The organism is Sphingobacterium spiritivorum, from assembly GCF_016725325.1.
GTDB lineage: Bacteria > Bacteroidota > Bacteroidia > Sphingobacteriales > Sphingobacteriaceae > Sphingobacterium.
Genome location: NZ_CP068083.1, coordinates 171,215 through 196,684, shown reverse-complemented (window position 1 = coordinate 196,684; position 25,470 = coordinate 171,215). Strand labels below are relative to the sequence as shown.

Genomic DNA, 25,470 nt, shown 5'->3' with positions numbered 1-25,470 from the left:
TGCAGCCCGATGTGCATGTGTTAATGCACTAATTTTTTCCATCGTTTACTGGCATGATCTAAGGTGTCTTCAGAGGCATCATTGGATAGCTATATTCAAAAAAACAGGGAAGTATTGACTACCTCCCTGATGGTCTCCTATCAACAACAAGTGTTCAATTGGCGTTGTGGCTTGTTATTGAAATTTTATATTAAAACCAATCAAAAATATGAAAAATAATACTAGAAACCGTGTTTTTAGTACACTTCTTTGCATGGTTTTCCTTTGTGGAATCCATGTCACTGCATATGGTCAATCTACTCCATTGATCAATGCTTCGATCGCCGGCAAGGTGATTGATTCGCTGACACGCAATCCTATACCGGGAGCTACAGTACAGCTTGAGGCTGTAACGCATCAGGTACAGACGGATGAACTTGGAAATTTTAAACTGGTCACAGGTCAGAAACTTCCTGCAACTGTGATTGTCAGTGTAGTCGGATATACTAAGCGTACAGTAGTGATTCGGTCTTCACCCGCAGTTATTGTCTTATCTCAAAATCAGGATCAACTGGATGAGGTCGTTGTTGTCGGGTATGCGCAAAAGCGTCGTTCTTCCGAAACAGGTGCAATCACCGAGGTTAAAGGCAAGGCTCTGGAATTTCAGGGAGGCGTTAGTCTAAGTGAAAAGATACAGGGGCTTGCTCCGGGTTTGCAGATTGCTTCTGCTTCCGGTGTGGAGGGCGGTTCGGCATTAGTGAGGCTGCGCGGAGCAACTTCTATCAATGCAAATAATGATCCGCTGTACGTTATTGACGGTGTATTTATCAATAGCAGATCCCTGCAGAATGTAAATGCAGGAGGGCAGAATATCAATCCTCTGGCCGATATCAATCCTGCAGATATCGAATCTATTGAAGTATTCAAAGATGCGAATGCTACGGCTATGTATGGCTCCCGTGGTGCAAACGGAGTTATTATTGTCACTACAAAAAGAGGAAAACGCAATGCAGCTACCCGTATCAATCTTAACTCTGTAATCGGCAAGGCCACTACGCCTAAGGTGTGGAGCCTGGTAACAGGACCGGAGCATGCTTCCATTCTGAATCAGCAGTGGATCAATGATGGGAAGAGTTATGAAACACGCCCTTACCGCCCGCTGAGTGAAGGCGGAGCCGGTAATCCGGAGGATCAGGGTACTTTTGACAGGTTGAGTCTTATTTTTCGTGATCCGGTACAGACTACGCACAACCTATCTGTAGCTGGTGGAGGAGAGAAGACTTCTTTCTTTCTGAGCGGAGAATTTACTAAACAGCCATCTATCCTCAAGTTGCAGGATTTTAACCGTCTTTCCTTCCGTACCAACCTGGATCATCAGATCAGTTCGGCTCTTTCTATAGGAACAAGTATAGCCTACAGCAGTACTGAACGTGAGACTGTACCGACAGGGGATACCGGAGGTATTACTAACACCGGTTTGCATACACCCACTTTGACACCATTATTTAATGCTGACGGAACTTACAACAGAGGAGAACGATTCAATAATCCGTACGTATTGCTGGAAAATAGCAATAGTCATGCGTATGGCAAACACCTGATCGGTAATGTATTTGCAAAATGGAATATTCTTAAAAACCTGAGTTTTAAATCGTCTTTCAGTCTGGATGATAATTCTTACAATGAAGTCATCTATTACAATGCGAATCTTAATCAGGGGCTGGCTACTAACGGAAGCGGACGCGATGTGCTTTCGACTGAAACAACATGGGTAGCAGAACAGTTGCTGAATTATATTCCGTTATCCGATAAAGAACACTTTCTTTCTGTTTTCCTGGGAAATACATTACAACGTGGGTTTATAAGCCGTGCCTCGCTGACAGGAACCAATTATCCAAGTACGCAGTTTACAACTATATCTTCAGCAGCGGTGACTACGGCTTCTGCCACAGGAAGATTATATAACGGGCTGATCTCCTATTTTGGAGGTGTCAACTATACATTCAAAGATCGGTATAGCTTAGATGCGAATGTACGTACAGATGCATCTTCCAGATTCGGAGCTAATAATCGCTGGGCGACATTTCCTTCTGTGGGTGCAGCATGGAATATAGCGAAAGAGGATTTTTTACGTCAGAATCTTTCATTTGTCAATACGTTACAGTTGAAAGGTAGTATCGGATGGACCGGTAATCAGGGTATTCCGGACTTCTCCTCTCAGCTGCTCTGGACTGGCGGTAACAACTATCTGGATAAACCAGGAGTAGCGCCTACACAGCTTGGTAATGAAAATCTGAAATGGGAAACTACCCGGCAGTGGAATGTAGGACTGGAAACTTCTTTGTTTGACAGACGTGTAAGTCTGAATGTGGATCTTTATAATAAATATACCAAAGATCTGCTGCTGGAAGTGCCGACTCCGGCAAAGACAGGGTTCAGCTCTTCTTACCAGAATTTCGGAGAAATCAGTAATAAGGGATTTGAAATTGAACTGAAGACCCTGAATATTACCAATGATCATTTTCAATGGAATACTACATTCAATATCTCACACAACAAAAATAAGGTTGAGAAATTATCCAAATCTTTTACCCAATATAACAGAGACTGGGTACGGATAGAAGAGGGATATCCATTGTATTCATTCTGGCTGTATAAACAATTGTATGTAGATACACAGACTGGAAATGCGGTATACGATGACTCCCGTACCGGTGACGGAAAAATTACGGTAGATGACCGTCAGATCGTAGGGGACGCCTGGCCAGCCTTTTACGGAAGCCTGACCAATCAGCTGAGCTATAAGAATTTTTCATTTGCATTTAACTTCTACTTTTCTCAGGGAAATAAGGTGTTTAACATGAACCGTTATTTTCAGGAACACGCAGGGAGCAGAGGGACTTCCTGGTCCATGTTGTCAAGCATGCTTCGCAGTTGGCAGGAACCGGGTGATGTGACGGATATTCCGCGTATTACAACGTTGCAAAATCCAGACGGAAGTTACAATCATAATTATGAAAGCAGCCGCTTTCTGGAAGATGCTTCCTTTATCCGGTTGAAATATATCAATATAGGCTATACTTTTCCGACTGCTCTGCTTGGAAAGCAAACTGTTATCAAAAAGCTGGGATTATATTTCAATGCTACGAATCTCCTGACGTTTACAGGTTACAGCGGACCTGATCCGGAGGTAAATGTAGCACAAAGTCAGGCTGGAGCGACTGTACAAGGACTGGATTTCTCTATGCCTCCACATGCCCGTGTATATCAGTTTGGCGTCAATCTTACTTTATAATCAACGGATTTTTCTACGATTTGATCATAAATATTTTTAAAATGAAAACACAATATCAATATATAATATACCTGCTTCTGGGAACGACATTGTTATCCGGATTTAGTAGCTGCTCTGATTATTTTCTGAATGTTGATCCCACACAATCTATTTCCGGCAATGCTATTGTGGTCGATCAAAATACGGCAGAAACGGCTGTTTTGGGAGTTTACAGTGCCTTGCAATCGCGCCTGTATTATGGTGGTGACGGTTATGCAGCTATGGCCTATCTCTCCGGTGGTGATCATATCTGGGTAGGAACACTCAATTATTACAATGCTTTTCCGGTACACGAATACCGTCCAGATAATACCTTGATTAATAATGTATGGTACGATATATATAAGGTCGTGAATGGTGCCAATAATGTGATTGAGAAAGTAGCTGCCCTGAGTGGTGAATCTATTACTGCAGATGCAAGAAATAAATTTACAGGAGAGGCATATTTCCTGCGTGCGTTAGCCTTCTTTGATCTGGCAAAAGCATGGGGTAATATCCCGGTCGTATTGCAGGCGACCAAATCTCCGTCTGATTTCAGCGGTGTGAAACAAAGTGATCAAAAAACGGTATATGCACAGGTATTGAAAGATCTGGATCAGGCAGAAACTCTTTTGCCTGCCACTGTAGACCGGAATCGCGTCACTAAGAATACCGTCTATGCGCTGAAAGCAAAGGTGTATCTGTATCAGGAAAATTGGGATAAGGCAATTGAATATGCAACAAAAGTAATTGATAATACGAATTATGAACTGGTGCCCTGGCAGACTATTCTGAGCGGACTTAATACAAAGGAATCGGTCTTTGAACTGGCTTTTTCAGCGGCTGATCAAAGTGCACATTTCGGCTCCTGGTCGAGTCTCAGTTACCGCAACCAGTATGGTCCAGGACCTGAGGTGTATCAGTTTTTACAGCAGGCAAATGTAGGAGGAGACCGTAAAGCATTGATTACAGACAATTCTACGGCTACCATACGCAATTATTTTATTCAGAAGCTATACTGGCGCTCCTCGGGAGATAATCCGACTTATATACTTCGGTTAGCGGAACAATATCTGATACGGGCAGAAGCACGTGCAAAAAGTACAACTCCTAATCTGGAAGGCGCACTTTCAGATCTGAATGCTGTACGCCGGCGTGCGAATGTCAGTGTCAAAGTACTTTCAAACAAGGAAACGCTGCTGACTGATATTGAACAGGAGCGGAGAGCAGAGTTTGTACTCGAACCTCAGCGTTGGTTTGACCTGGTTCGGACAGGTCGTGCATCGACGGTATTAGGTGTTACGGATCAGCGGAAGTGGATATTTCCTATCCCATACAATGATGTGGAAGTCGATGCAGATCTTGTACAGAATCCCGGATATGAATAGTCGTTGTCAGGATGAGTAAATCACAACATGATTCATGGAGCAAAGGCCAGGTCTTTGCTCTGTTTGCAGCCTTTATATTTTTTGGCCTGTTGAGTATTCCCTTCAATCCGGTACTCTTTGCGGACATAAGCCGTAAGTTACTGAGCATTGAGAGTTTTTATCAACTCGCTACATATCATACTTCGTTCTTCTCGGAAGATCAGCATGTCGGACTTCAACTGGAGGGCTATCTTAACTGGATAATTGCGCTTGCGGTTGCGTTGGCTGGTGCGGTATTCGTGCAGATTCTGTATAAACGGGAAGTAGCTTCAGATCGCTTGTATTATATATTAAGGGTCTTGTTACGGTATCGGTTGGCCATAGCTTTATTGGCTACGGGTATTGTTAAGTTGTTTCCGGTTTTGCTGCCACTGCCCACTCTGAGTGATCTGCATACAGATTATGGTGACTTTTTACCCTGGAAAATATATTTTCTGAGTACATCTGTCAGCTCTGCGGGATATGTACCTGCACTGGGTCTGGTGGAAATTGTTGCGGCAGTTTTGTTATTGTTCAGAAAAACGACCGCTATAGGTGCTGCAATAGCGCTTTGTCTGTTGCTTAATATTGTATTGGCAAATTACGCATACGGAATAGGGGAGCAAGTCTATAGCTCTTTTTTACTGTTGTTGTCCTTTGCTATTTTATGGTACGATCTTCCCAGACTTTACACCTTGCTTTTTCAGGAAAAATATACAGTTGCAGATACTTTTGAACCCGTATACAGTGCCCGGGTTCAGAAGTATAGGAGCGGGTTGAAAATAGCTGTGCTTGTGTTTGCTCTGGTATTGACAGGAGGTATATACCGGATATGGTCTTATGAGCGCTATCCTTATCCCGAAGAGACAGGACTGGCAGATGCTGCAGGCTATTATAATGTCAGTCATTTTGTTCTGAACGGAGATACAATAGTCTATTCTTTAGATAATGATAAGCGATGGAGAAATGTGGTGTTTGAAAACTGGAATACGCTGAGTGTCCGCAACAATAATCCGGCAGTCATAGATAGTCTGCGTCCCAAAATTGTTTATCAGCCTGATAGTTTACGCAATTTCGAACACCTGGGTAACGGTGGACGTCATTTTTACCGATACGAAATCAGAGATGGGGGGCGTCGTATTGAATTACAGAATAAGATTGTGAAAGATGATCGGTATGTCTTTCAGGTGGAGCGACACGGAAAGGATCAGCTCATTCTGTCCGGTGTGTCTGCTTCTCAGGATTCTCTCCGAATTACCTTGCAACGCACTCCAAAAGAATATTTACTCTATAAGGGTCGTCGTCATCCTATAAAAATCTATTAACAGCTATGACACAAAGCGCTATTATCGAACAGGGATATGTGAAAACGTCCATAGACCGATGGGATTCGGGTAGAAATATTATCTTCCGATTCTTCTTTATATTTATTCTGCTCTTTATTATTCCTGTAAAATATGAATGGTATGCCCACTTGTTCAAAAGCAAATCTTTCTATGAGGTTCTGTCATCTGTAGCCGGATTTCGTCCGGGGCTGATCGAGATATCTGGAGAGAGCGGCAAATGGGGACTCCTCTCTTTTACTTCATGGGGACTTACGGCTTTGATTGCAATTGCGGGGGCTTACCTTTGGGCCTGGTTAACCCGTAAGTCTGCACCTTTTCCTATTTCGAAAGGATACTACTGGCTGCGCGTGCTGGCCCGTTACCGTATTGCAATCGGAATTATAGCTTTTGGATATCTGAAATTATATCCGATGCAGATGCCCTTTCCTTCGGAAGCCAATCTGCATACTGCATTTGGCGATTATGCTCCATTCAAATTATACTGGCAGGCAGTAGGACTTTCGCTGTGGTATCAGATATTTCTGGGCTTTCTGGAGATTGGAGCCGGAGTATTAATGTTTTTCAGAAGAACGACTGCATTGGGTGCCATTATTAATGCCGGTGTGCTGTATAATATAGCACACGCAAATCTGGCTTATGACGGAGCTGTGCATCTGTACAGCGGGTATTTTGTTGTTCTTTCGCTGTTTGTGTTGTTGCAATATATTCCGGGCATATGGCAGGTGTTTATCAAAAGGCAGGATTTTCAGCCCCATTATTATACGCCTCAATGGGATACTGCCGGACGCAGGTTATTTTATACAGGAAGTAAGTATCTGTTTATTCTGTTGTTTCTTTTTTACTACGGATATAAGCGTTATGAAATGCATTACAATGAGGGCAAACTAAAGGAACCGATAGTGCCGGGACTGGCAGATGCTGCAGGATATTATCACATTTCAAGTTTTGATCTTAATGGAAAAATACTGCCTTATGATCCGTTGGATTCTGTACGCTGGCATGATGCTGTTTTCGAGCGGTATTCTACTTTGGTCTATACGGTCAATAAGGCATATCCTATTAATCTGGATAACGGTACTCCTAAAGCTACAGATCTCTTTAAGGATTATGAATTTACCGGCAGGGCAGGAGGTAAGCGGTATCTCTATTATGAAATAGACAGCACGGCCAATTACTTGTATCTGGTAGACAAAAACCAAAAGTTCGCAAAAGAACTGGTGCGGGAACGCAGTGATATACGTATGGATTTGAAAGCAAAATATCAGACCGCATGGAGGGACAGTCTGCATATTCTACGCTGGCAGTATGACAGATTACCGGACGGAGGTATCAGATTAGCCGGTAAGATTAATGATAAAGATTCTCTACGTGTGGTTTTGACCAGACAAAAGGAACAGCATCCCATAGGAAAAGGATGGTATACGCATAATAATGTTTACAGCTATGGACAACATGATAATTAGACGGATATATGCTGCCGGGTTATTCTTTCTCTGGCTGCTTATCCCATATTCAGTACATGCACAGCAAAATGGAAACCGGGATGCGGAACATTTTAAAGCGGCATTACTTGCCGACAGTGCAATTCAGCTTATTGATGTACGCACTCCTGCTGAATATAAAGAAGGCGCTATTGCGGGATCAATTTTGTTAAACTGGAAAGATAGCACTGCTTTTGAACAAGGGATACAAAAGCTGGAGAAAGACCGGCCTGTATACCTGTACTGCAGAAGCGGAAACAGAAGCCGTCAGGCTGCGGACCGGTTGATCAGTCTGGGATTTAAGGAAGTCATCAATCTCAGCGGAGGAATAAAGGAATGGGAAGAAAAGGGATATCATCTGAAGAAGGATACACCGGAAAGTACGAAAGGGAAAGGAGATCACTGATGCATAGAAGACGTTTTGTAAAAGCAGGCATTCTTGGAGTTGGGCTGTTCTGCTTCCCGGCAAGAAGTATAGCTGCGGGAATACGTAAAGCAAATAAGAACTACCATGTGCATCAGTTTACGGATGAAGGACTGGCTCAATTTTCTTATGCCGTATATGACGATACATCTATTTTGCTGATAGATCCTGCGAGAGATATACAACCTTATGTGGATTTTGCAGAAGCAAATAACCTGCATATCATTGCTGTTATAGAAACACACCCGCATGCAGATTTCGTGAGTGGACATGCTGAGTTGCAGCGTCGCCTTCGGATTCCGGTATATGTAGGTGACGGATGTAAGGCACAGTTTGCGCATAAGCCTTTGCGGGAAGGTGATCGTATCGCTTTAAACAGCCAGGTATATCTGTGTGTGCTGGATACTCCCGGACATTCTCCTGAGAGTATCTCTTTGGTTCTGGTCGATCAAAAAAAAGATAGGGCGCTGTTCTCTGGTGACACGTTGCTTTTCGGAAATGTGGGGCGGCCGGATTTGCGGGATACAGACGGAGATCCGCACAGTGCCCGGGAGCAACTTGCACGGGATATGTATCATACGGTTCAAAACAAACTGATTCCTTTGGATGATCAGCTTGATCTGTATCCGGCACATGGAGCCGGATCGTTGTGCGCATCGGGCATCAGTGATGCTACATCCGGTACAATCGGTCATGAACGCCTCCACAATCCGGCTTTTAAAATTCGTAGCGAAGAAGAATTTGTCTCCTGGATATTGGCAGATCTTGGGTTTGTCCCTGCATACTTTACATTTGATGTGCATCTTAATCTGAAGGGGGCTTCGAATCTGGAGGAACGTTTGTCAGCTATAAAAATACTGTCTGCTAATGCTGCACTTCCGGAGGATACGTTGATTCTGGATACAAGGCCTCAGAAATATACGGCCTCATCTTATGTTAAAAATGCTATCCTGATACCGGGGGAAGGTAAGTTTGAAACCTGGCTGGGTACAGTTATACTACCTGGTGAACAGTTTTATCTGTTGGCTGAAAATGAAGATCGTTTGCAGCAAAGACTTCGGCAGATCGCCAAGATCGGGTATGAGGGACAGGTTTCAGGGGCATTGCGGTATGACCGTCAGCTGGAAGGTCCTCCATCCATCGTGGTAAACGATGTAACCGCACATCCGGAAAATTATTACATTATTGATGTCCGAAACGAAAATGAAGTCCGTAAAAACCGTATTTTTAAGCATGCGATCAATATCCCTTTGCCTGATTTGCGGAAGCGTATCGCTGAAATTCAAACGGATAAACCTATTGTAGTTCATTGTGCTTCCGGATACCGGTCTGCTATAGGTTCAAGTTTGTTGCGGAAAGCCTGGCAAAATACAGTTGTCTACGATTTTGGACCGGCTATTAAGAATACAAAACCTCAATAACTGTTGAAATGAAGAAAACCCAGTATGATGCTGTAATAGTAGGGGCTGGACCTAATGGTCTCGCAGCTGCCATTACGCTTCAGCAGCAAGGATTATCAGTATTATTGATAGAAGGTAAAGATACAGTAGGGGGTGGAATGCGTACACTGGAGCTAACATTGCCTGGATATGCGCATGATGTATGTTCTGCCATTCATCCTATGGCTTTGGGTTCTCCGTTTTTTGCGACTTTACCTTTGGCAGATTTCGGTCTGGAATTCATTCATGCTCCTTTAGCTGCAGCACATCCTTTTGATGATGGCAGTGCAGCCTTTTTATCCCGGTCACTGACCGATACAGCAGAAGCGCTGGGTCATGATGCTGAACGTTACCGTTCTCTGATCGGGCCTTTTGCCGATCATTGGGAAGCACTGGCCAGTGATAGTATGGGACCCTTGCGTTTTCCCAAGAATCCCTTGCTGATGGCCAAGTTCGGACGTTATGCATTACAACCGGCAGACCTTCTGGTCAGTAGATTTCAGAATCCCAAGACCAGAGCCTTGTGGGCCGGAATGGCAGCTCATGCCATCCAGCCTTTAAATAATTTGGCATCTTCTGCTGTTGGGTTAATGTTGTTAGCTGTCGGACACCGCAAAGGCTGGCCTATACCACGGGGAGGATCACAAGCTATAGCGGATGCACTGGCTGCCTGTTTTGTTGCGCTGGGTGGTGAAATCCAGACAGGTGTGTGGATAGAAGATCTGGATGATTTACCTCCTCATAAAGTGGCTCTGTTCGATGTTACTCCCCGTCAACTGGACAAGATAGCCGGAAACAGACTGAAAAAATCATACAGCAATCAATTGAAAAAATACCGGTATGGAATGGGAGTATTCAAAATGGACTGGGCTCTGGATGGTCCTGTTCCTTTTCGGTCTGCAGATGCCAGATCTGCGGGTACCGTACATCTGGGGAATACATTCGAAGAAATCGCAGAAGGAGAATGGAAAACATCCAAAGGGCAACATGTCGAAACTCCCTTTGTACTGCTTGCTCAGCAAAGCCGCTTTGATACAGGTCGGGTGCCGGAAGGTAAGCAGGCGGTATGGGCTTACTGCCATGTGCCAAATGGTTCGACACAGGATATGAGCCGACAAATGGAGAATCAGATCGAACGCTTTGCTCCCGGATTCAAAGACCGGATTTTAGCCAGAAATATCATGGATACACAAGCTATGGAAACATACAATCCTAATTATATAGGAGGGGACATCAACGGAGGTATTATTGATATCCGCCAGCTGTATACCCGTCCAGTATTAAGTCTTTCTCCTTACAGAACGTCTTTAAAACAGGTCTATATCTGTTCCTCTTCTACGCCTCCCGGCGGAGGTGTACACGGGATGTGCGGTTACCATGCCGCCAGACTGGCGTTGCGGGATATTTTTGGTATCCGGATTCCCAGGCTGTAATCGCCTGAAGAATGTCATTAAAAAAAACAGAACAGCTGTATAAATCCTTCTGGAAATCAGCTGTTCTGTTTTTTGATTAATAATAAATAGTTTCGTAGTGGCTGCTTCCGTCTTCATACAGATCAAGGATGGAATATGCCGGAGCAAAATCGTCCAGTACACCATTCCACCAGTTGCCCGAAACAGCACCGCCACAATAGTAATTTACACCAAGATAGGAGACCTGATCTACATAATGTACATGACCGCTTAATGCCACACGCACATTAGGATGTAGTTTCAGAATAGACTTTACATCTATTACATCTACATGCTGATCTCCTCCCGGAAAACCCATTTTGAGAACAGGTGTACGTTGTGCCGCATATAAGAGAGGTGTGACTGAAATGATCGGAACATGAGAGAATAGTAATACCGGTGTCTTTTCCGGAGTCCGGGCTAATTCTTCTTTAAGCCAATCCAATTGTTCCTGACCAAAAGTATATCCACCCTGTTCCGGATTATAATGTATGCTGTCCAGTGCGATAAATTTCCAGCCTTTCTGTTCAAAAGAATAATACGGTTGCGGTAATCCTAATTTAGTCATTGCCCATTTTTTACCATACAACGGGTCTTTTGAAGACTGTTCATATGCTGCATGATCCTTTGGTAAATGCCAGACATCGTGGTTACCCAGACAACTTTTTACGTTGAAAGAATGCGTAGCTGCAGCCTGATCCCAGGCTTTCCATAATATGTCTATCCGTTCTTTGGTCTGGTTATTCATGTCCATAAGGCTATCTCCTGTGTTGATAATAAAATCAGGTTTATCCTTCATGGACTGCAGCTGAGCAAAAACACCCGAAACAGCTTTATTAACTTCCGGTTTATCGAGTATATGAATATCCGTCAGGTGAGCAATACGTAAGGAGCGTTTAATGTTCCGCTTCTGCTTGTCATGAGCATAAGCGGTCAGATTTGAAAATGCGAGAACGGAGGATGCAGAAAGAATACCTGCTCCTTTTAAAAACTTTCTTCTTGGAATGTCCATTTTTTTTGTCTTTTAAAAGCTATTTATTATTTGATGATCCACATGATATCATTCTGTGTATCTGATCCTTTGAACTGTCGTTGTAATGATTCTTTGAGATTTGCTTCGTTTGTGCTGTATTCTGTGGTCGGGTAGGCCCAGCGTTTTGGGATTTCGTTATTATTTGCATTCGCAGGTCCTACACTGAATACCGGGATTCCTGTACGTCGCTGTTCGAAATAGGCTTGTTTTCCTGAATTCTCAAAGAAGGCAACGTATTTTTGTGTGAGGATCTGATCAAGTCCCGTAGTTGTATTTCCGGCATAGGGATATGCTTTTAAGAATGCTTCTGTTTTGTCGGAAGTAACCCCGTAAAAGGACATGGATGTGCGGATGCCGGCTTGAAAATGTGCTGCGGCATCGCCCGTAGCCCAACCTCTGTTGATCCCTTCTGCTAATGCAAAGTGTACTTCTGACGCACCTAATTGTACAGACGGAATACCCGAAGGCGAACTTAACCAGTAATCAAAATTTATCATCGAAAGTTTGCCGTCACCTGCCTGCCGGAGAAGCGTACTCTGCAGATCACCGGTTGATCCACCCTGATATACGTTGAAAGGATTTGCCGGATCAGCAGTGATGCCTGAGGCCGGAAGCGCCTGAATCATCAGTCTCGGATCTTTAGAATTCCGGAGGATATTGACATATGTCGCACCTAACGTATTCCGAATATCACGTTTTATAATAATACCATCTGCCGGCCATAGCGGATACGGATTGATACTGTTATAAAGCAACTGAAAATTATCTTCGTTTGTCAGGATCAACGGATATTTGGAAGGATTATTCAACAGTTCCGCAAAACGCTCTTTTACACGCAATGCAGGAGCATCATTAGCACGTTTACTGAGACTTACCAATACACGCAACTTGAAAGAATTTACCGTTTTTTGCCATTTATTCAGATTGCCATTAAAGAAAAAATCGCCTTCCAGACTGTTTCCGGCTAAAGTACTGTTCGCCAGTTCTGTATTGGCTTCGTCCAACCATGTCAGGATTTGGGCAAAGATTTCTTCCTGTGTATTATACTTCGGAGAGAAATTGTTGTTGCTTTCTCCCTGCATAGCCTCACTCATGGGGATTTCTCCAAACATAGATGTCGCACGGTAATAAAAGTATGCCTTGAAGAATTTGGCCATAGTCAGATATATTCCTCCCCGGTCCCCGTTCTGTACCGCCTCCTTTTCCATACGATAGACATCGCGAAGGATATTGTAGTGATTGTCATACGAGCCTGTTGTCCATCCATAGGTTTGGCCGGTGTAGTAAGCTTCGTTTTGGGTCATGTACTGATTGTGACGATGGTCTTCACTCCAGGGAGCATCATGAGCCCGCATCAGGATAGAAGTCATAATAAGTTTTGGAGCAGGTGTGTATACTGCTGCCGGATCTTTCTGCAAATCCTCAAATTTCTGACAGGAATTAAGTGATATGCATCCCATAAGAAGGAGAAATGTATATATGCTGTATGTTTTCATAACAAAAATCTTTTAATCTTTTATTCAGTTAAAATGTAGCATTGATGTTCAAACCAAAACTTTTGACAGAAGGTGTCTGATAATCCGAGCTTGCACTTGTGAATTGATCCAGATCCATATTCTTTGTGCCTTTACCTGTAAAATAAAGCAGGTTACGTCCTACAAGAGATACAGAGGCCGAACGGAAAAATTTACTTCTTTGAAGGAAGGATGCCGGCAGGTTGTAACTCAGGACGACCTCACGTAATTTGACAAAGGTTCTGTCCTTGGCTGCCACTGGTCCCGACTGGTAGTAGTTCGTTGCCCAGCTCTGCCACAATACCGGGATGTCATTAGGTGCAAATATGCGGCTGTCCGAAATCACGTTACCATCCTGATCGGTACTCAACTGGCCACTGACTATCTTTTGTCCGTTGGTCATGACGCTGCCTTTGTAGCTATCCACATCTCTGTTTTGCCAGTCTTTATAGCGGTATTCGTTTGCAGACTCCGGATGTGTGCCCGATCCCCATTGTTTTGCATCCTGTACGTTATTTATCAACCCTCCGAATCGTCCGTCTACCAGAAAACTTAGTCCAAAGGTTTTGTATCGGAAGCTGTTGTTGAGACTGAGCGCAAAGTTGTTGTCGCTGTAACCGATTTTACTCTGGTAGGGGTTGTAAGCCGGCAGACCATTGGTGCCGACAATCAGATTTCCCTGATTGTCTTTTTGAAAATCACGAACATAATAGCTGTCCCAGCGTTCTCCAACACGTATGTTGCCATAGCGGGTCTGTACACCATCTATATTATGTAGCCAGGCATGATTAGTCGATGCATTCAGGATGAGATCCCAGGAAAAATGTTCTTTTTTGACTGGTGTTCCGTTGATACTTACTTCCAGTCCTTTGCGAAGCAGGGTCAGACCATTGGTCTGACGGGCACGGACACCGCTGCTGATGGAAGTAGAAAGCTCAATAATACGCGGACCTTCCAGATTGCGGAATACAGCAGCATCCAGGCCAAGGCGGCCATTGAAAAAGCGGGCTTCCAGACCTAATTCAAATGTACGTACACGCTCTGCAACCAAATCAGGATTGGGAAGAACATCCGTATAGGTTACTCCTGTGTATGAATTAGCCCATCGTCCGTAGTTGCTGTAAAAGGGGAGTAGTTTATAGATATTATATTGATCAGTTTCATTGACAAAATCACTTGCCACATCAGCATAAGCACCTCTCACTTTCAAAGATGAAATAACAGCAGGAAGATCAACCATTTCTGATACTATAGCACTCAGAGATGCGGACGGATAAAAATAAGTATTGTTTTTAAGCGGCATAGTCGAAGACTTATCTACTCGCCCCGTCAGACTCAGATACAACATATTTCTGTAATCAATATCAGCAAATCCATATACACTGGCTACCTGTCTGGAGGCTCTGTCATTTTTTGCGATGGTAGGCATGACCGAGTTGTTCAGATCGTATACACCCGGCACAGTCAGACCTCTGTCTGTCCTTGCAAATAAGGATTTTACACCTACGGTACGCAGATTTCCGAATAAAGAGGCATTGAATCCTATATCTTCATGGAAGCGATCCTGATATTTTAGAGACACCTCCGTATTATTTTCCCAAAAGGTATCATATGTCTCGTGATATCCGCCAACGCGGCTACCTCCGATATCATACCCGTATAAGTTTGCTGAAATAGGAATTTTGATGGTTCGGTTGCGGTTCCATGTGCTGACACTTGTACGGGCACCGGCAGACAATTTATTGCTCAGTTTGTAGTTCATGGTCAGATGCCCGTATATGTCGTCTTTGTCGTAGGTACGCAGATTTTCATAAGCTGTCATCCATGGATTATCATAGATTGTATATTCCCGGTTGTACTGTTGTACCTGTTCTTTACCTGGCTGCCAGTAGTTTTTAAGATCATTGATGTCGTAATCGGCACCTCCCCAAAGTGTCAGGATATAGATAGGATTATGCGGGCCATAACTTAAATTTGGATAGTTTGGAGAGTACTGTTTGTTATAGTTGATACTGGCATCAAAACGTAATTTTTCACCAGCATTTATCCCTCCGGATACGCTGACATTTGTTCCGCCCAGTTTGGTATTTGGCGTGGTTCCTTTCTGATACATTTGAGAAATGGAAATCCGGATATCTCCATTTTCCCCTTTGGTAGAAAGGGCAAGATTATTTGTACTTAAAATACCGTTTTCAAGAAAATTTGTCAGATTATTTTTTCCTCTGGCTGTCCATGGAAGGGGAATCAGTTCCCCCGTTGCCGGATCTACCGGACTATTATACTGTGTGATAGGCTGTCCTTCAAAGCGCGGACCCCAGATATTGTAATCATTATCATTTACACCACCTCCGCGACCATCTTTAAAAGCGTATTCGTAATTACTTCCCGGGCCGTATTCTGTCTGAATTTTTGGAATAGCGTTATATCCGGTCTGTACCTGTGTACTGGAATTAAATTCCACCTGAAAACCTTTGTCATTTGATTTCGCTCTTTTGGTGGTAATGACAATTGCTCCGTTCTGACCTCTGCTGCCATAGAGTGCGGCTGCATTTGCGCCTTTTAGTACAGAATAGGACTCAATATCATCGGGACTCAGATTCCAGGAGTCTGTATTTACAGGCATACCATCTACTACGATAAGTACATTACTCCGGCCACGAAGTGTGATGCCCGGATCTCCAAACAGATTGGTGCTGGCTGTGATGGTCAATCCTGATACCCGGCCTGCAAGATTTGCGATAGCATTGGGTTCGCGGGCTTTGACCATATCCTGGCCTTTGACTTCCTGTACAGAATAACCGATAGCCTGCTTTTCCTTTTTTATTCCCAAAGCAGTCACGACTACTTCTCCCAGAGATTCCTGATTAGCAGATAGATTTACCAGAAGGTCTTCCTGGGATGAAGCTTCGACTTTTGTACTTAGGTACCCGATAAAAGCTATCTGAAGCGTATCTTTTCCAGTGGTTGGAATACTGAAACTCCCATTTGAACCGGATGATGTTATCCTGCCGTTACTGAGGTTGCGAATGCTTGCTCCTTCTATTGCTTCCTGTGTCCGGGAGTCTACAATTTTCCCTTTTGTTACTTTTGTCTGCCCGAAACTTTTTATAGAAATTATACACATGACACAAAGGAGCCAGAGTGATTTCTTTAAAGCGGAATTAGGTCTGAATTTCATAATACTTCGTTTAGTATGATTAAATATATTGACAGCAATATTAAACTTTGTATATTAATACTAAACAAACTTCATATTAAGTTTTTGTGAGCTAATTGCTTTTAAAAATGTTGTAGTTGGTTAATTATAAGTGTTTAATAAATTTTATTAGCCTGTTTAATTATTGAATCTGAATAATAAGATAGAGAAATGAATATTTTTGTTGTATAGCTGAAGTATACAACTGTGGAAAGGGGTACCCGGATTTTTTTATAAAACAGGCAGGGTATAAATACAAACAACCTCCCCTGAATTACAGGAGAGGTTGTTTTGTAAAGTTATACTATAAAAGAGTTACGTATTAATGGGAGAACCATTCATCAGGTACGGGTTTTACTTCTCCGCCATCTTCACTGTAATCCAGTTTTAATGTAAATCCGCCTCCGGCTTCAATAAAATCTATTGCAAAGGCATGATAACCTTCGTTTAAAGCTATCTGTCCACTTTTGACAACTGCCGAGTGCTGCCCGTCATTATCGATGACAAGCTGATTATCTATTTTTAATATTCCGCCATCGTCGCAAGTCAGATAGAAGTTATAAATAGCTTGTTTTGGTACGCGGATATATCCCCGGATTTTTGTTCCGAAAGAAGCCATTTTTACTGTATCACTGATATGTACATTTGCCAATACTTCAGTATGTACTATGTTACCTGTCATTTTCTGAGAATTAGGGAATGTACCGGCAAAGAAATCAGCCGATAAACCTTGTTTCAATGTTTCCGGTTTTACTTCGGCAGCTTGTTTCCAATCATCCTTTTTAAAATTCACAGTATAGATCTCACTTTTTGCTCCGTTAGAAGCTACTGTCGCAAACCTGACTTTCCCCGGAGTAGTGACCTTCAATTCATTATTCAAGACAGGGCTCTCTTTTGCAGGGACAGATCCATCCAGCGTATAATGAACCTGAGCTCCAGGTAACGGATTGTCTACACGCAAGACAGAGGTGCCGTCTACAATAACCTGTTCTTCTGAAAATCCTGTCAGATCAGGCAATCTGTAATTCAACTGCATACCGTTCCATATACCATAGTGATTGATCAGTCTTTTTTCATAACTCTCAAATAAGGTCGTGTCCGTCCATACCCGTTCGGCCAAAGCACTCAACCGTGGCAGGATCATAAATTCCAGACGTTCTTTAGATGGAATCATTTCTGTCCATATATTAGCCTGAGCACCTTGAATATAAGATCTTTTTTCAGCTGGAATATCTGCCGGAACCACATTTAGCTTGTAAACGCTTTCCAGAGAACTTTTATTAGGCAGATAATCAAAGTACAGGGGATTGGTCGGAGTCATGATGACGGGATGATTACGTTCAATTGCCTTTTGAGGAGCATCTTTGACCCATCCCCGCCAGTACATCACGGTCATGCTCGGATCCGATTTACCTTCCAGTATCTCATCCCAGCCTATTGCGACTTTGTTATTCTTCTGTATAAAGGTATTGATCCGGCCAACAAAATAACTTTGTAAATCTTCGAGGTGCGCTATACCTTCTTCTTTCATAAGTTGCTGACACAGCGGAGACTCTTTCCAACTGGTTTTTTCTACTTCATCAGCTCCGATATGGATGTATTTACTTGGGAATAAATCTATTACTTCCTGTAGTACATGTTGTGTAAACGTATACGCACTCTCTTTACAAGGGCATATGGGTACGGAGAACTGTGTCCCCCAACCTGAAGAAGCTCCATCAAGTAAGAGTTCGGGATAAGCTTTGGTCGCAATCATCATATGTCCGGGCATATCGATTTCAGGGACGATTTCTACACTGCGCATTGCAGCATATTTTATGATTTCCCGGATGTCGTCTTGTGTGTAGTATCCTCCGTATTCTTCTTTTCCGTCTTTGATACGTATATGTTCTTTGGGCAGATTAAAGTCCGGATTGTCTTTTGCTTTTACAAAACATGCAGAGTCTTGATTATTGTATGACCGCCAAGCGCCTTCCTGAGTCAGTTTGGGATAACGCTTGATCTCTATCCGCCAGCCCTGATCATCGGTTAAATGAAGATGTAACTTATTAAATTTATAAAGAGCCAGTAGGTCTATGAACTTAAACAGATATTCTTTAGAAAAAAAGTGACGTGCAACATCGAGTTCAACACCTCTCCATTGATACGTGGGCGCATCTTTGATTTTTACATAAGGAAATGACTTGTTAATGCTGCTCTCCGACAGTGCAGACATTTGTTTTAAGGTCTGCAAGGCATAAAATGCTCCTGCCTGTGTAGATGCTTTTATTTGAATTCCTTTCTCATCGATATTCAGATGATACCCTTCAGGAGCAATATTATTATCCCTGATCAGCTGTATGTTTGCATTTTTTTGAGCGGATTTGCTCCATTGGTTTCCGGTAAAAATATGTTGCTTTAAATACTGCTCAGCATCTCCGAAAAGTTTGCTGTCTGTGGTATAATACAACAGCTTCTGCGCATTAAAAGCAGAGGAGCTTTGCTGTACATCCATTTGTTTAGGATAGGGGATAAGGTTCAGCTGACCGGATGACGATTGCCCGATAGCAGTAGTGCCACTATATAAGAAAAATAGTAAACCTAATAAGGACGGAATAGCCTTTTTCATAATTCTTTAAATTGTTTTGCACAGCAAGATAAAGAACTTTTATGATAAATCAATTTAGCATCTCTTTTATAGGCGAATTTCAAACTTTTAAAAGATTATTTTTTTAGACGAGATATGTGCTATACTGTTCCGCCAGAGGAGATTCTGCTTAGCTATTTTGCCTGACTTTTTCGGTCAGGCAAAATAATGTATCCTATATTTTACATGCAGCATAAGAGGTCTATTCTTTCCATCCGCCACCTAAGGAGCGGTAGAGATCCACATATGATTCAAGATGTTTTTGTCTTAATTCGACAAGATCCAGTTCGCTTGTGAGCGCATTGCTTTGCGCTGTGATCACTTCGAGATAGGTCGCATATCCACTCCGGAATAAGAGTCCTGCATTTCGAACAGCCAGCTCAGAATTCGAAACTCTCTTTTTTGCAAAATCCAGTTGCTCCCGTTGTTTTTCTACTGTGATGATGGAGTTGGAAACTTCACTTACAGCTTCCACTACCGTTTGCTGTAGAGCCAGTTCTGCCTTTTCCCGTTCCAGTTTTGCCACTTCATAATTTGTCTTTAACGTCCTGTTCTTAAAGATCGGGGCTGTCAGATCTCCGCTTATACCGCCAAGCAAGGCACCCGGTATATTGAACCAGTTTTTTGGTAACATTGAATTTACACCCAGTGATCCGCCGATGGATAAGGCCGGATATCGCATGGCCTGTTGGACATTGGTATGTGCATTTGCAGAGATCAGTTGAAATTCTGCACTTCGTATATCCGGTCGGTTCCGGACAATTTCCAATGGTGATCCCAGGGATATTTCCTGATTTTCAGCAATCAGATGTTCAAAACTCTGACCTCTTTGAATCCGGTCAGGCATCTGCCCTGTAAGCGTGCGCAAGGCGTTTTCCTGAACAGCGATCTCTTTTTCCAGTTCAGGTACCAGTGATGCTGCCACCAGACGCTGGGATTCTGTCTGTTGTATCGCTAAAGCGGTGATTTCTCCGGCTTCGTATTGCAATCTGATCATACGTAGCGTACTGTCATTGAGCTGTACATTACGTTTGGCAACTCTGATCTTATCATCCAGCATCAACAGATTGAAATAGCCTTTGGCTATACTGGAAATCAGATTGGTCTGTATGGCATTTTTGGCTTCATAAGTGTCCAGATACTGAGCCAGCAGCTGATCTTGCTGACTGGATATTTTGCCCCAGATATCGAGTTCCCAGCTGAACCGTACTTCTGTTCCAAACTGAGATAAATAGACAAACATGTCATCCGGTGCATCCTTTTGTTTTCTGTCATACCATCGGGAGGAGGGGCCGCTTCCAAAATCAGAAGAACGCCATTGCCTGTTTGCATTTGCCAGCGTTGCCTCTACTGAGGGTAAATAATTTGCCTTGTTCTGAATCATCTGACGGTTGGCAATCCGGGTATTGATCAGTGCGGTTTTCATATCAAAATTATTGATCAGTGCGCTGTCAATCAGCGCCAGTAAAGTCGAATCATGAAAAAACTCCCGCCACGGAATGCGGCTTATGGTCGTCGTATCACCAAAATAATCTAAGGTATCACTGCGGTACTGCTCCGGCAGATTCAAGTCGGGCCGTGCGTATTTTTCTCCTATTTTACAGCTTTGTACAACAAATAAAGTTGTGAATAGCAACAGGATCAACGTAAGGCTATATCTGTTTTTATTTATCATATCAGTCTTGAGATTTTAATTTATTGCGGACTTTTTCATCCAGTGTCTTGAACACAATAAAGAGTACAGGTATTATAAAAATGCCAAGCAATACACCGAAAAGCATACCACCGGCAGCACTGAAACTAATGGAGTGATTACCTATGGCGGACGGGCCTACGGTCCACATCAGCGGAACAAGACCCGCTACAAAAGCAAGTGAAGTCATCAGAATAGGACGTAGTCTCATCTGTGCACCAGTCAGCGCTGCTTCGACAATGCTCAATCCGCGGTCACGCTGCTGAACCGCAAATTCGATAATCAGAATTGCATTTTTTGCCAGCAATCCGATCAGCATAATAAGTCCGACCTGCACATATATATTGTTTTCCAGCCCCACCATCAGAATCGTACCGTATACACCTACAAGTCCGACAGGGACAGACAAAAGTACAGCCCAAGGAAGGATATAACTTTCGTATTGCGCTGCAAGCAGAAAATAGACAAATAGTATACTCAGTGCAAAGATCAGTATGGTCTGCGAGCCGGATTGACTCTCTTCAAAACTCATACCCGTCCACTCAAATCCATAGTTGACCGGCAGTTTGTCATCAGCCAGTTTCTGTATTGCTTTCATCGCATCACCTGTACTGTATCCCTTTGCAGGAGTAGCATTCACTGCGATTGCATTATAGAGATTATATCGGGTAATGGTTTCCGGACCGACTACTTTTTCCAGGGTAAGGATGGTACTTACAGGTACCATCTCTCCGTTTTTATTGCGAACGAAAATGGAATTGAACGATTCCGGATCTTTACGATAGTCCATATCTGCCTGTACATATACCCGGTATTGTCTTCCGAACCGGCTGAAATCTCCAGCCTGTACTCGTGCAAAATAAGCCCGGATAGTCGTCATCAGTTCTTTGATATCCACACCCAAAGTCTTCGCTTTCACTGCATCAATATTCACTTCGTATTGAGGGAAATTGGCTTTGAAAGCGGTATAGGCATTTTCGATTTCCGGCAGTTCATTAATCTGATTGATAAAGGTATCTGCGATAGTATTGAAGTCGCGGATATCACCTCCCAGACGATCCTGAAGGACTAATTCTATTCCTGCAAAATCACCAAACCCCTGTACCGTTGGTCGTGGAAAGACGGTGAATTTCGCTTCATTGATCTGCGATAAATCCTTGCGTATGGTGTCCATGAAAGCTTCGATATTATGTATCTTTTTACGTTCGGCATGAGGTAACATATTGATATAACCGGCAGCGAATGCAGGGCTCGAACTTCCGTCCAGCACATTAAAACCCGAGACAGTGGTCATTCCTTTAATATCTTCTCTCTTTTTTAGAATGCTGTCGGCCTTACGCAATACTTCTGTCGTACGGGTGAGCGATGCTCCCGGAGGCATAGCCAGAGAGTAAGTAATGAAACTATCATCTTCTGTAGGAATAAAACTTTTAGGAGCACGAACCATCAAGAATATTCCGGCAGCAGTGAAGAGAATTAATCCTCCCCATGCCAGCGGCTTGTGTTTGATCAGTTTTTTTACTCCGGAAATATACCGTTCTGTCAAGCGGTCAAAAGAAGTGTTGAAGGCATGGAAAAACCGTTTTTTGTATTTTGTAAATTTGCTGTCTCCTTCTTTGATTCCTGTTTCTACAGCAGAATGTTTGAGCAGTAAAGCACATAGTGCCGGACTGAGGGTCAGGGCGTTGAGTGCGGAAATAAGAATGGCCGTCGCCAAGGTATAAGCAAACTGCCTGTAAAATATTCCGGCAGGTCCTTCCATAAAACCTACAGGCAGAAATACAGCGGCCATCACCATCGTAATAGATAAGATAGCGCCAGTGATTTCCGACATTGTTGATAGAGTCGCTTCTCTGGCTTTGAGCCCTGTCGCATGCATTTTCTGATGAATAGCTTCCACGACTACAATGGCATCATCGACCACAATACCGATTGCCAGTACCAGCGCAAACATGGTCAGTACATTGAGTGAAAAACCAAAAAGCTGCAGAAAGAAGAAAGTACCTACCAAGGATACCGGGATAGCAATAGCTGGAATCAAAGTAGATCTGAAATCCTGTAAGAAGATAAAAACGATCAGGAAAACCAGAATGAAGGCTTCAAATAAAGTATGTTTCACCTGATTAATCGATTCATCAATCTGGTCCCTTACCGCATAGGTAATTTCATATTTAATGCCTTCCGGAAAAGATTTGGCCATACCTTCCAGTGTCTTACGTACGGCTATATCAATGTCGTGTGCATTAGATCCACTGGTCTGTGTCAGATTAAGTGTCAGTCCCGGATGTCCGTTTACCTTATTGTCACTTCCGAGATTGGTTGCTCCAAACTCTATACGGGCTACATCTTTGAGGTAAAGGACTGATCCGTCTTTATTCGTTTTAATGACAATGTTTTCAAACTCTTCGGGTTGCGTAAGCCGTCCTTTATGACGGATCACTGTTTCGAAAGCCTCATCTGAAGTCTCTCCGAATTTGCCGGGAGCAATTTCAAAATTCTGATCCTTAATGGCATTCATTACATCCTGAGGTACAAGTGTATAGAGAGCTAGTTTTTCGGGATTGAGCCAGAGGCGCATAGAATAATCTCTAGCACCGACTCTGGATACCTGTGCCACACCATCCACCCGAAGCAATGGCCGCATCATGTTGATTTGTGCATAGGCCTGCAGAAAGGTTTCATCATATACACTATCCCGATGATCGGAATAGAGATTGATGGTCATAATGACACCGCTCTGTCTGGGCATAACCGTAATACCGGCTTCGTTAACTTCCGAAGGGATAGAACTGATGGCTTTGGAAATACGGGTCTGCACATTCACAGAAGCGACATCGGGATTAGTACCTGTTTTGAAAAATACCTGTACCGATCCGGATCCCGAATTAGAGGCGGAAGACTTGATGTAAGTCATATCTTCGACACCATTGATGGCTTCTTCAATGGGAAGCAATACACTCTTGGCGACTGTTTCTGAGTTGGCACCGGGATAACTCAGCGATACGACCACACTGGGGGGAGCAATTTCCGGAAAACGGGATACCGGTAATAGTTTTAATCCTACCAATCCCAGAATGACCAGCAAAATGGAAACCACAGTGGCGAGTACTGGTCTGTTGACAAATGTTTTCAGCATAAATGATAAGGGTATGGCAAATAATGTCCGTTCCCCTGATATTCACTATCGGGAGAAGCAGACATTTGATAAATAATATTTAGTTATGTTGCGCTATGGGCATAATAGCAGATCCATCGGTGATTTTGTCAAAACCACTTAAAATCACACGATCACCTTCTTCAAGACCATCGGATACGATGTAGTTGTCTTTACTTTTTCCGGCAATTTTGATGGTTTTTCTTTGCGCCTTATTTTGTTTGTCGATGACGTATACAAAAGTTTTGTCCTGTAATTCCTGAGTGGCTACCTGAGGTATCTGCAGTACATTTTTCTTTATTTCTGCTATTTTCAGTGTTCCGGTACTTCCGGTACGCAGGATGTTATCATGGTTGGAGAAGGTTGCACGCAGAGAAATAGCTCCTGTAGTACGATCTACCTGACCATTGACTGCATCTACTTTTCCTTTTTTGGGATAAGCCTCACCATCTGCAAGTACAAGTGTGACATCCGGAAAAGTAAGTCTGTTATTGTTGTTGTATTTGACTCCGGCAATACTATCTTCTCTGGCTTTGGCTTTAGAAAAATATAGAAAATCCGATTCGCTCATAGCAAAATAGACATACACTTCCTGTACATCTGATAGTACCGTCAGCGGATCGCTGTCTCCTTTTGAAACAAGGTTTCCTATACGTTTGGGGATACGTCCGATATAGCCACTTACCGGAGCTTCTATGATGGTGAAATTTTTACTGATTTCTGCGCTTCTTACCGCAGCAGACGCCTGATCCAAAGACGCTTTGGCAACATCATAGTCTGATTTGGCAGCATGTAACCGCACATCTGAAATAACATCATTCTGTACAAGGGGACGGAGGCGGTCAATTTCAAGTTGAGCATTTTCCAGTTTTGCCTTAGCTACATTGGCTGTGGCTATCATATTATTGAGCTGTTCCTGGTAAGTCGAGGCATCGATTTTGAAAAGTTTTTGTCCTTTCTGAACAAAAGATCCTTCATCTGCATAAATTTCCTGAAGCAGGCCTTCTACCTGCGGCCGGATTTCTACATTGACTTTTCCTTCAATGGTTCCCAGGTAATCTTTTACTGTGCTTGCATTGCTTCTTGTCACGTTATAGACGGGAAGAGCCGTAGGCTTGTTTTTGTTCTCTTTTTCTTCTGATTTACCTGATATACAGTGTGTTAAAATGGTGGCTAATGCGAGTAAACCTAAACTAAATGTGGTAAATTTTAAATTAAACTTTCTTGATTTCTTCATTAATACTTTCGCTCTTATTTACGTAACTTTTCTATTACAGCATTGCTTTATGAACGCTGGAATGGAGCTTTTGATTTGCATTTAACAAAAATTAACATTTTAACTAGTAACGGGTGCAGGAAAATAAAACGATAAAGTAGTTTATATATTGTGAAATAGTTAATAAAAAAGCAAAAAA

General features: G+C 42.9%; 14 protein-coding genes. 7 read left to right on the top strand and 7 right to left on the bottom strand.

Annotated elements, in window-relative coordinates:
- Positions 1–208: 208 nt before the first annotated feature.
- The 7 genes from I6J02_RS00680 to I6J02_RS00650 are packed head-to-tail and all read left to right on the top strand — an operon-like array spanning position 209 to position 10,821.
- On the top strand, positions 209–3,274 hold the full coding sequence (locus tag I6J02_RS00680) for a SusC/RagA family TonB-linked outer membrane protein (RefSeq protein WP_236582239.1): 3,066 nt from the start codon (positions 209–211) through the stop codon (positions 3,272–3,274).
- Positions 3,275–3,315: 41 nt separating this feature from the next.
- A complete protein-coding gene (locus I6J02_RS00675; protein WP_201679937.1) occupies positions 3,316–4,680 on the top strand; it encodes a RagB/SusD family nutrient uptake outer membrane protein in 1,365 nt (454 codons plus the stop codon).
- An 11-nt stretch (positions 4,681–4,691) separates the two neighbouring features.
- The gene (locus tag I6J02_RS00670; RefSeq protein WP_201679936.1) at positions 4,692–6,023 is read left to right on the top strand and encodes a beta-carotene 15,15'-monooxygenase; all 1,332 of its coding nucleotides are present in this window, start codon (positions 4,692–4,694) and stop codon (positions 6,021–6,023) included.
- A 5-nt stretch (positions 6,024–6,028) separates the two neighbouring features.
- Entirely contained in the window at positions 6,029–7,507 is a 1,479-nt protein-coding gene (locus I6J02_RS00665) for a hypothetical protein (RefSeq protein ID WP_201679935.1), read from the top strand.
- Complete coding sequence (locus tag I6J02_RS00660; protein ID WP_201679934.1) at positions 7,488–7,931, top strand: rhodanese-like domain-containing protein; 444 nt, start codon at positions 7,488–7,490, stop codon at positions 7,929–7,931. Before I6J02_RS00665 ends, I6J02_RS00660 begins: the two co-directional genes overlap by 20 nt.
- Positions 7,862–9,370, top strand: a complete 1,509-nt coding sequence (locus I6J02_RS00655; protein WP_236582238.1) for an MBL fold metallo-hydrolase — start codon at positions 7,862–7,864, stop codon at positions 9,368–9,370. The genes I6J02_RS00660 and I6J02_RS00655 overlap by 70 nt, the downstream gene beginning before the upstream one ends.
- Before the next feature lie 8 nt (positions 9,371–9,378).
- Positions 9,379–10,821: a phytoene desaturase family protein gene (locus tag I6J02_RS00650; RefSeq protein WP_201679933.1), complete on the top strand. Its 1,443-nt coding sequence runs from the start codon at positions 9,379–9,381 to the stop codon at positions 10,819–10,821.
- A 76-nt stretch (positions 10,822–10,897) separates the two neighbouring features.
- On the opposite strand, the gene I6J02_RS00645 is transcribed toward I6J02_RS00650, so the two are convergent.
- From I6J02_RS00645 to I6J02_RS00615, 7 genes are all read right to left on the bottom strand, one after another.
- On the bottom strand, positions 10,898–11,851 hold the full coding sequence (locus I6J02_RS00645; RefSeq protein ID WP_201679932.1) for a metallophosphoesterase family protein: 954 nt from the start codon (positions 11,849–11,851) through the stop codon (positions 10,898–10,900).
- Positions 11,852–11,877: 26 nt separating this feature from the next.
- Complete coding sequence (locus I6J02_RS00640; RefSeq protein ID WP_201679931.1) at positions 11,878–13,368, bottom strand: SusD/RagB family nutrient-binding outer membrane lipoprotein; 1,491 nt, start codon at positions 13,366–13,368, stop codon at positions 11,878–11,880.
- A gap of 28 nt (positions 13,369–13,396) precedes the next feature.
- Positions 13,397–16,564: a SusC/RagA family TonB-linked outer membrane protein gene (locus I6J02_RS00635; protein ID WP_201679930.1), complete on the bottom strand. Its 3,168-nt coding sequence runs from the start codon at positions 16,562–16,564 to the stop codon at positions 13,397–13,399.
- 340 nt (positions 16,565–16,904) lie between these two features.
- Positions 16,905–19,190: a family 20 glycosylhydrolase gene (locus tag I6J02_RS00630; RefSeq protein ID WP_201679929.1), complete on the bottom strand. Its 2,286-nt coding sequence runs from the start codon at positions 19,188–19,190 to the stop codon at positions 16,905–16,907.
- A gap of 220 nt (positions 19,191–19,410) precedes the next feature.
- Complete coding sequence (locus I6J02_RS00625; RefSeq protein ID WP_201679928.1) at positions 19,411–20,883, bottom strand: efflux transporter outer membrane subunit; 1,473 nt, start codon at positions 20,881–20,883, stop codon at positions 19,411–19,413.
- A gap of 1 nt (position 20,884) precedes the next feature.
- Positions 20,885–24,037, bottom strand: coding sequence for an efflux RND transporter permease subunit (locus tag I6J02_RS00620; protein WP_201679927.1), 3,153 nt, complete (start codon positions 24,035–24,037; stop codon positions 20,885–20,887).
- A gap of 79 nt (positions 24,038–24,116) precedes the next feature.
- A complete protein-coding gene (locus tag I6J02_RS00615) occupies positions 24,117–25,292 on the bottom strand; it encodes an efflux RND transporter periplasmic adaptor subunit (protein WP_201679926.1) in 1,176 nt (391 codons plus the stop codon).
- Positions 25,293–25,470: the final 178 nt, after the last annotated feature.

Coding starts and splice junctions, on each gene's coding strand:
- I6J02_RS00670 (WP_201679936.1), top strand. CDS start 4,692: ATGAGTAAATCACAACATGATTCATGGAGCAAAGGCCAGGTCTTTGCT.
- I6J02_RS00650 (WP_201679933.1), top strand. CDS start 9,379: ATGAAGAAAACCCAGTATGATGCTGTAATAGTAGGGGCTGGACCTAAT.
- I6J02_RS00645 (WP_201679932.1), bottom strand. CDS start 11,851: ATGGACATTCCAAGAAGAAAGTTTTTAAAAGGAGCAGGTATTCTTTCT.
- I6J02_RS00675 (WP_201679937.1), top strand. CDS start 3,316: ATGAAAACACAATATCAATATATAATATACCTGCTTCTGGGAACGACA.
- I6J02_RS00630 (WP_201679929.1), bottom strand. CDS start 19,190: ATGAAAAAGGCTATTCCGTCCTTATTAGGTTTACTATTTTTCTTATAT.
- I6J02_RS00635 (WP_201679930.1), bottom strand. CDS start 16,564: ATGAAATTCAGACCTAATTCCGCTTTAAAGAAATCACTCTGGCTCCTT.
- I6J02_RS00680 (WP_236582239.1), top strand. CDS start 209: ATGAAAAATAATACTAGAAACCGTGTTTTTAGTACACTTCTTTGCATG.
- I6J02_RS00655 (WP_236582238.1), top strand. CDS start 7,862: ATGGGAAGAAAAGGGATATCATCTGAAGAAGGATACACCGGAAAGTAC.
- I6J02_RS00615 (WP_201679926.1), bottom strand. CDS start 25,292: ATGAAGAAATCAAGAAAGTTTAATTTAAAATTTACCACATTTAGTTTA.
- I6J02_RS00660 (WP_201679934.1), top strand. CDS start 7,488: ATGGACAACATGATAATTAGACGGATATATGCTGCCGGGTTATTCTTT.
- I6J02_RS00625 (WP_201679928.1), bottom strand. CDS start 20,883: ATGATAAATAAAAACAGATATAGCCTTACGTTGATCCTGTTGCTATTC.
- I6J02_RS00620 (WP_201679927.1), bottom strand. CDS start 24,037: ATGCTGAAAACATTTGTCAACAGACCAGTACTCGCCACTGTGGTTTCC.
- I6J02_RS00640 (WP_201679931.1), bottom strand. CDS start 13,368: ATGAAAACATACAGCATATATACATTTCTCCTTCTTATGGGATGCATA.
- I6J02_RS00665 (WP_201679935.1), top strand. CDS start 6,029: ATGACACAAAGCGCTATTATCGAACAGGGATATGTGAAAACGTCCATA.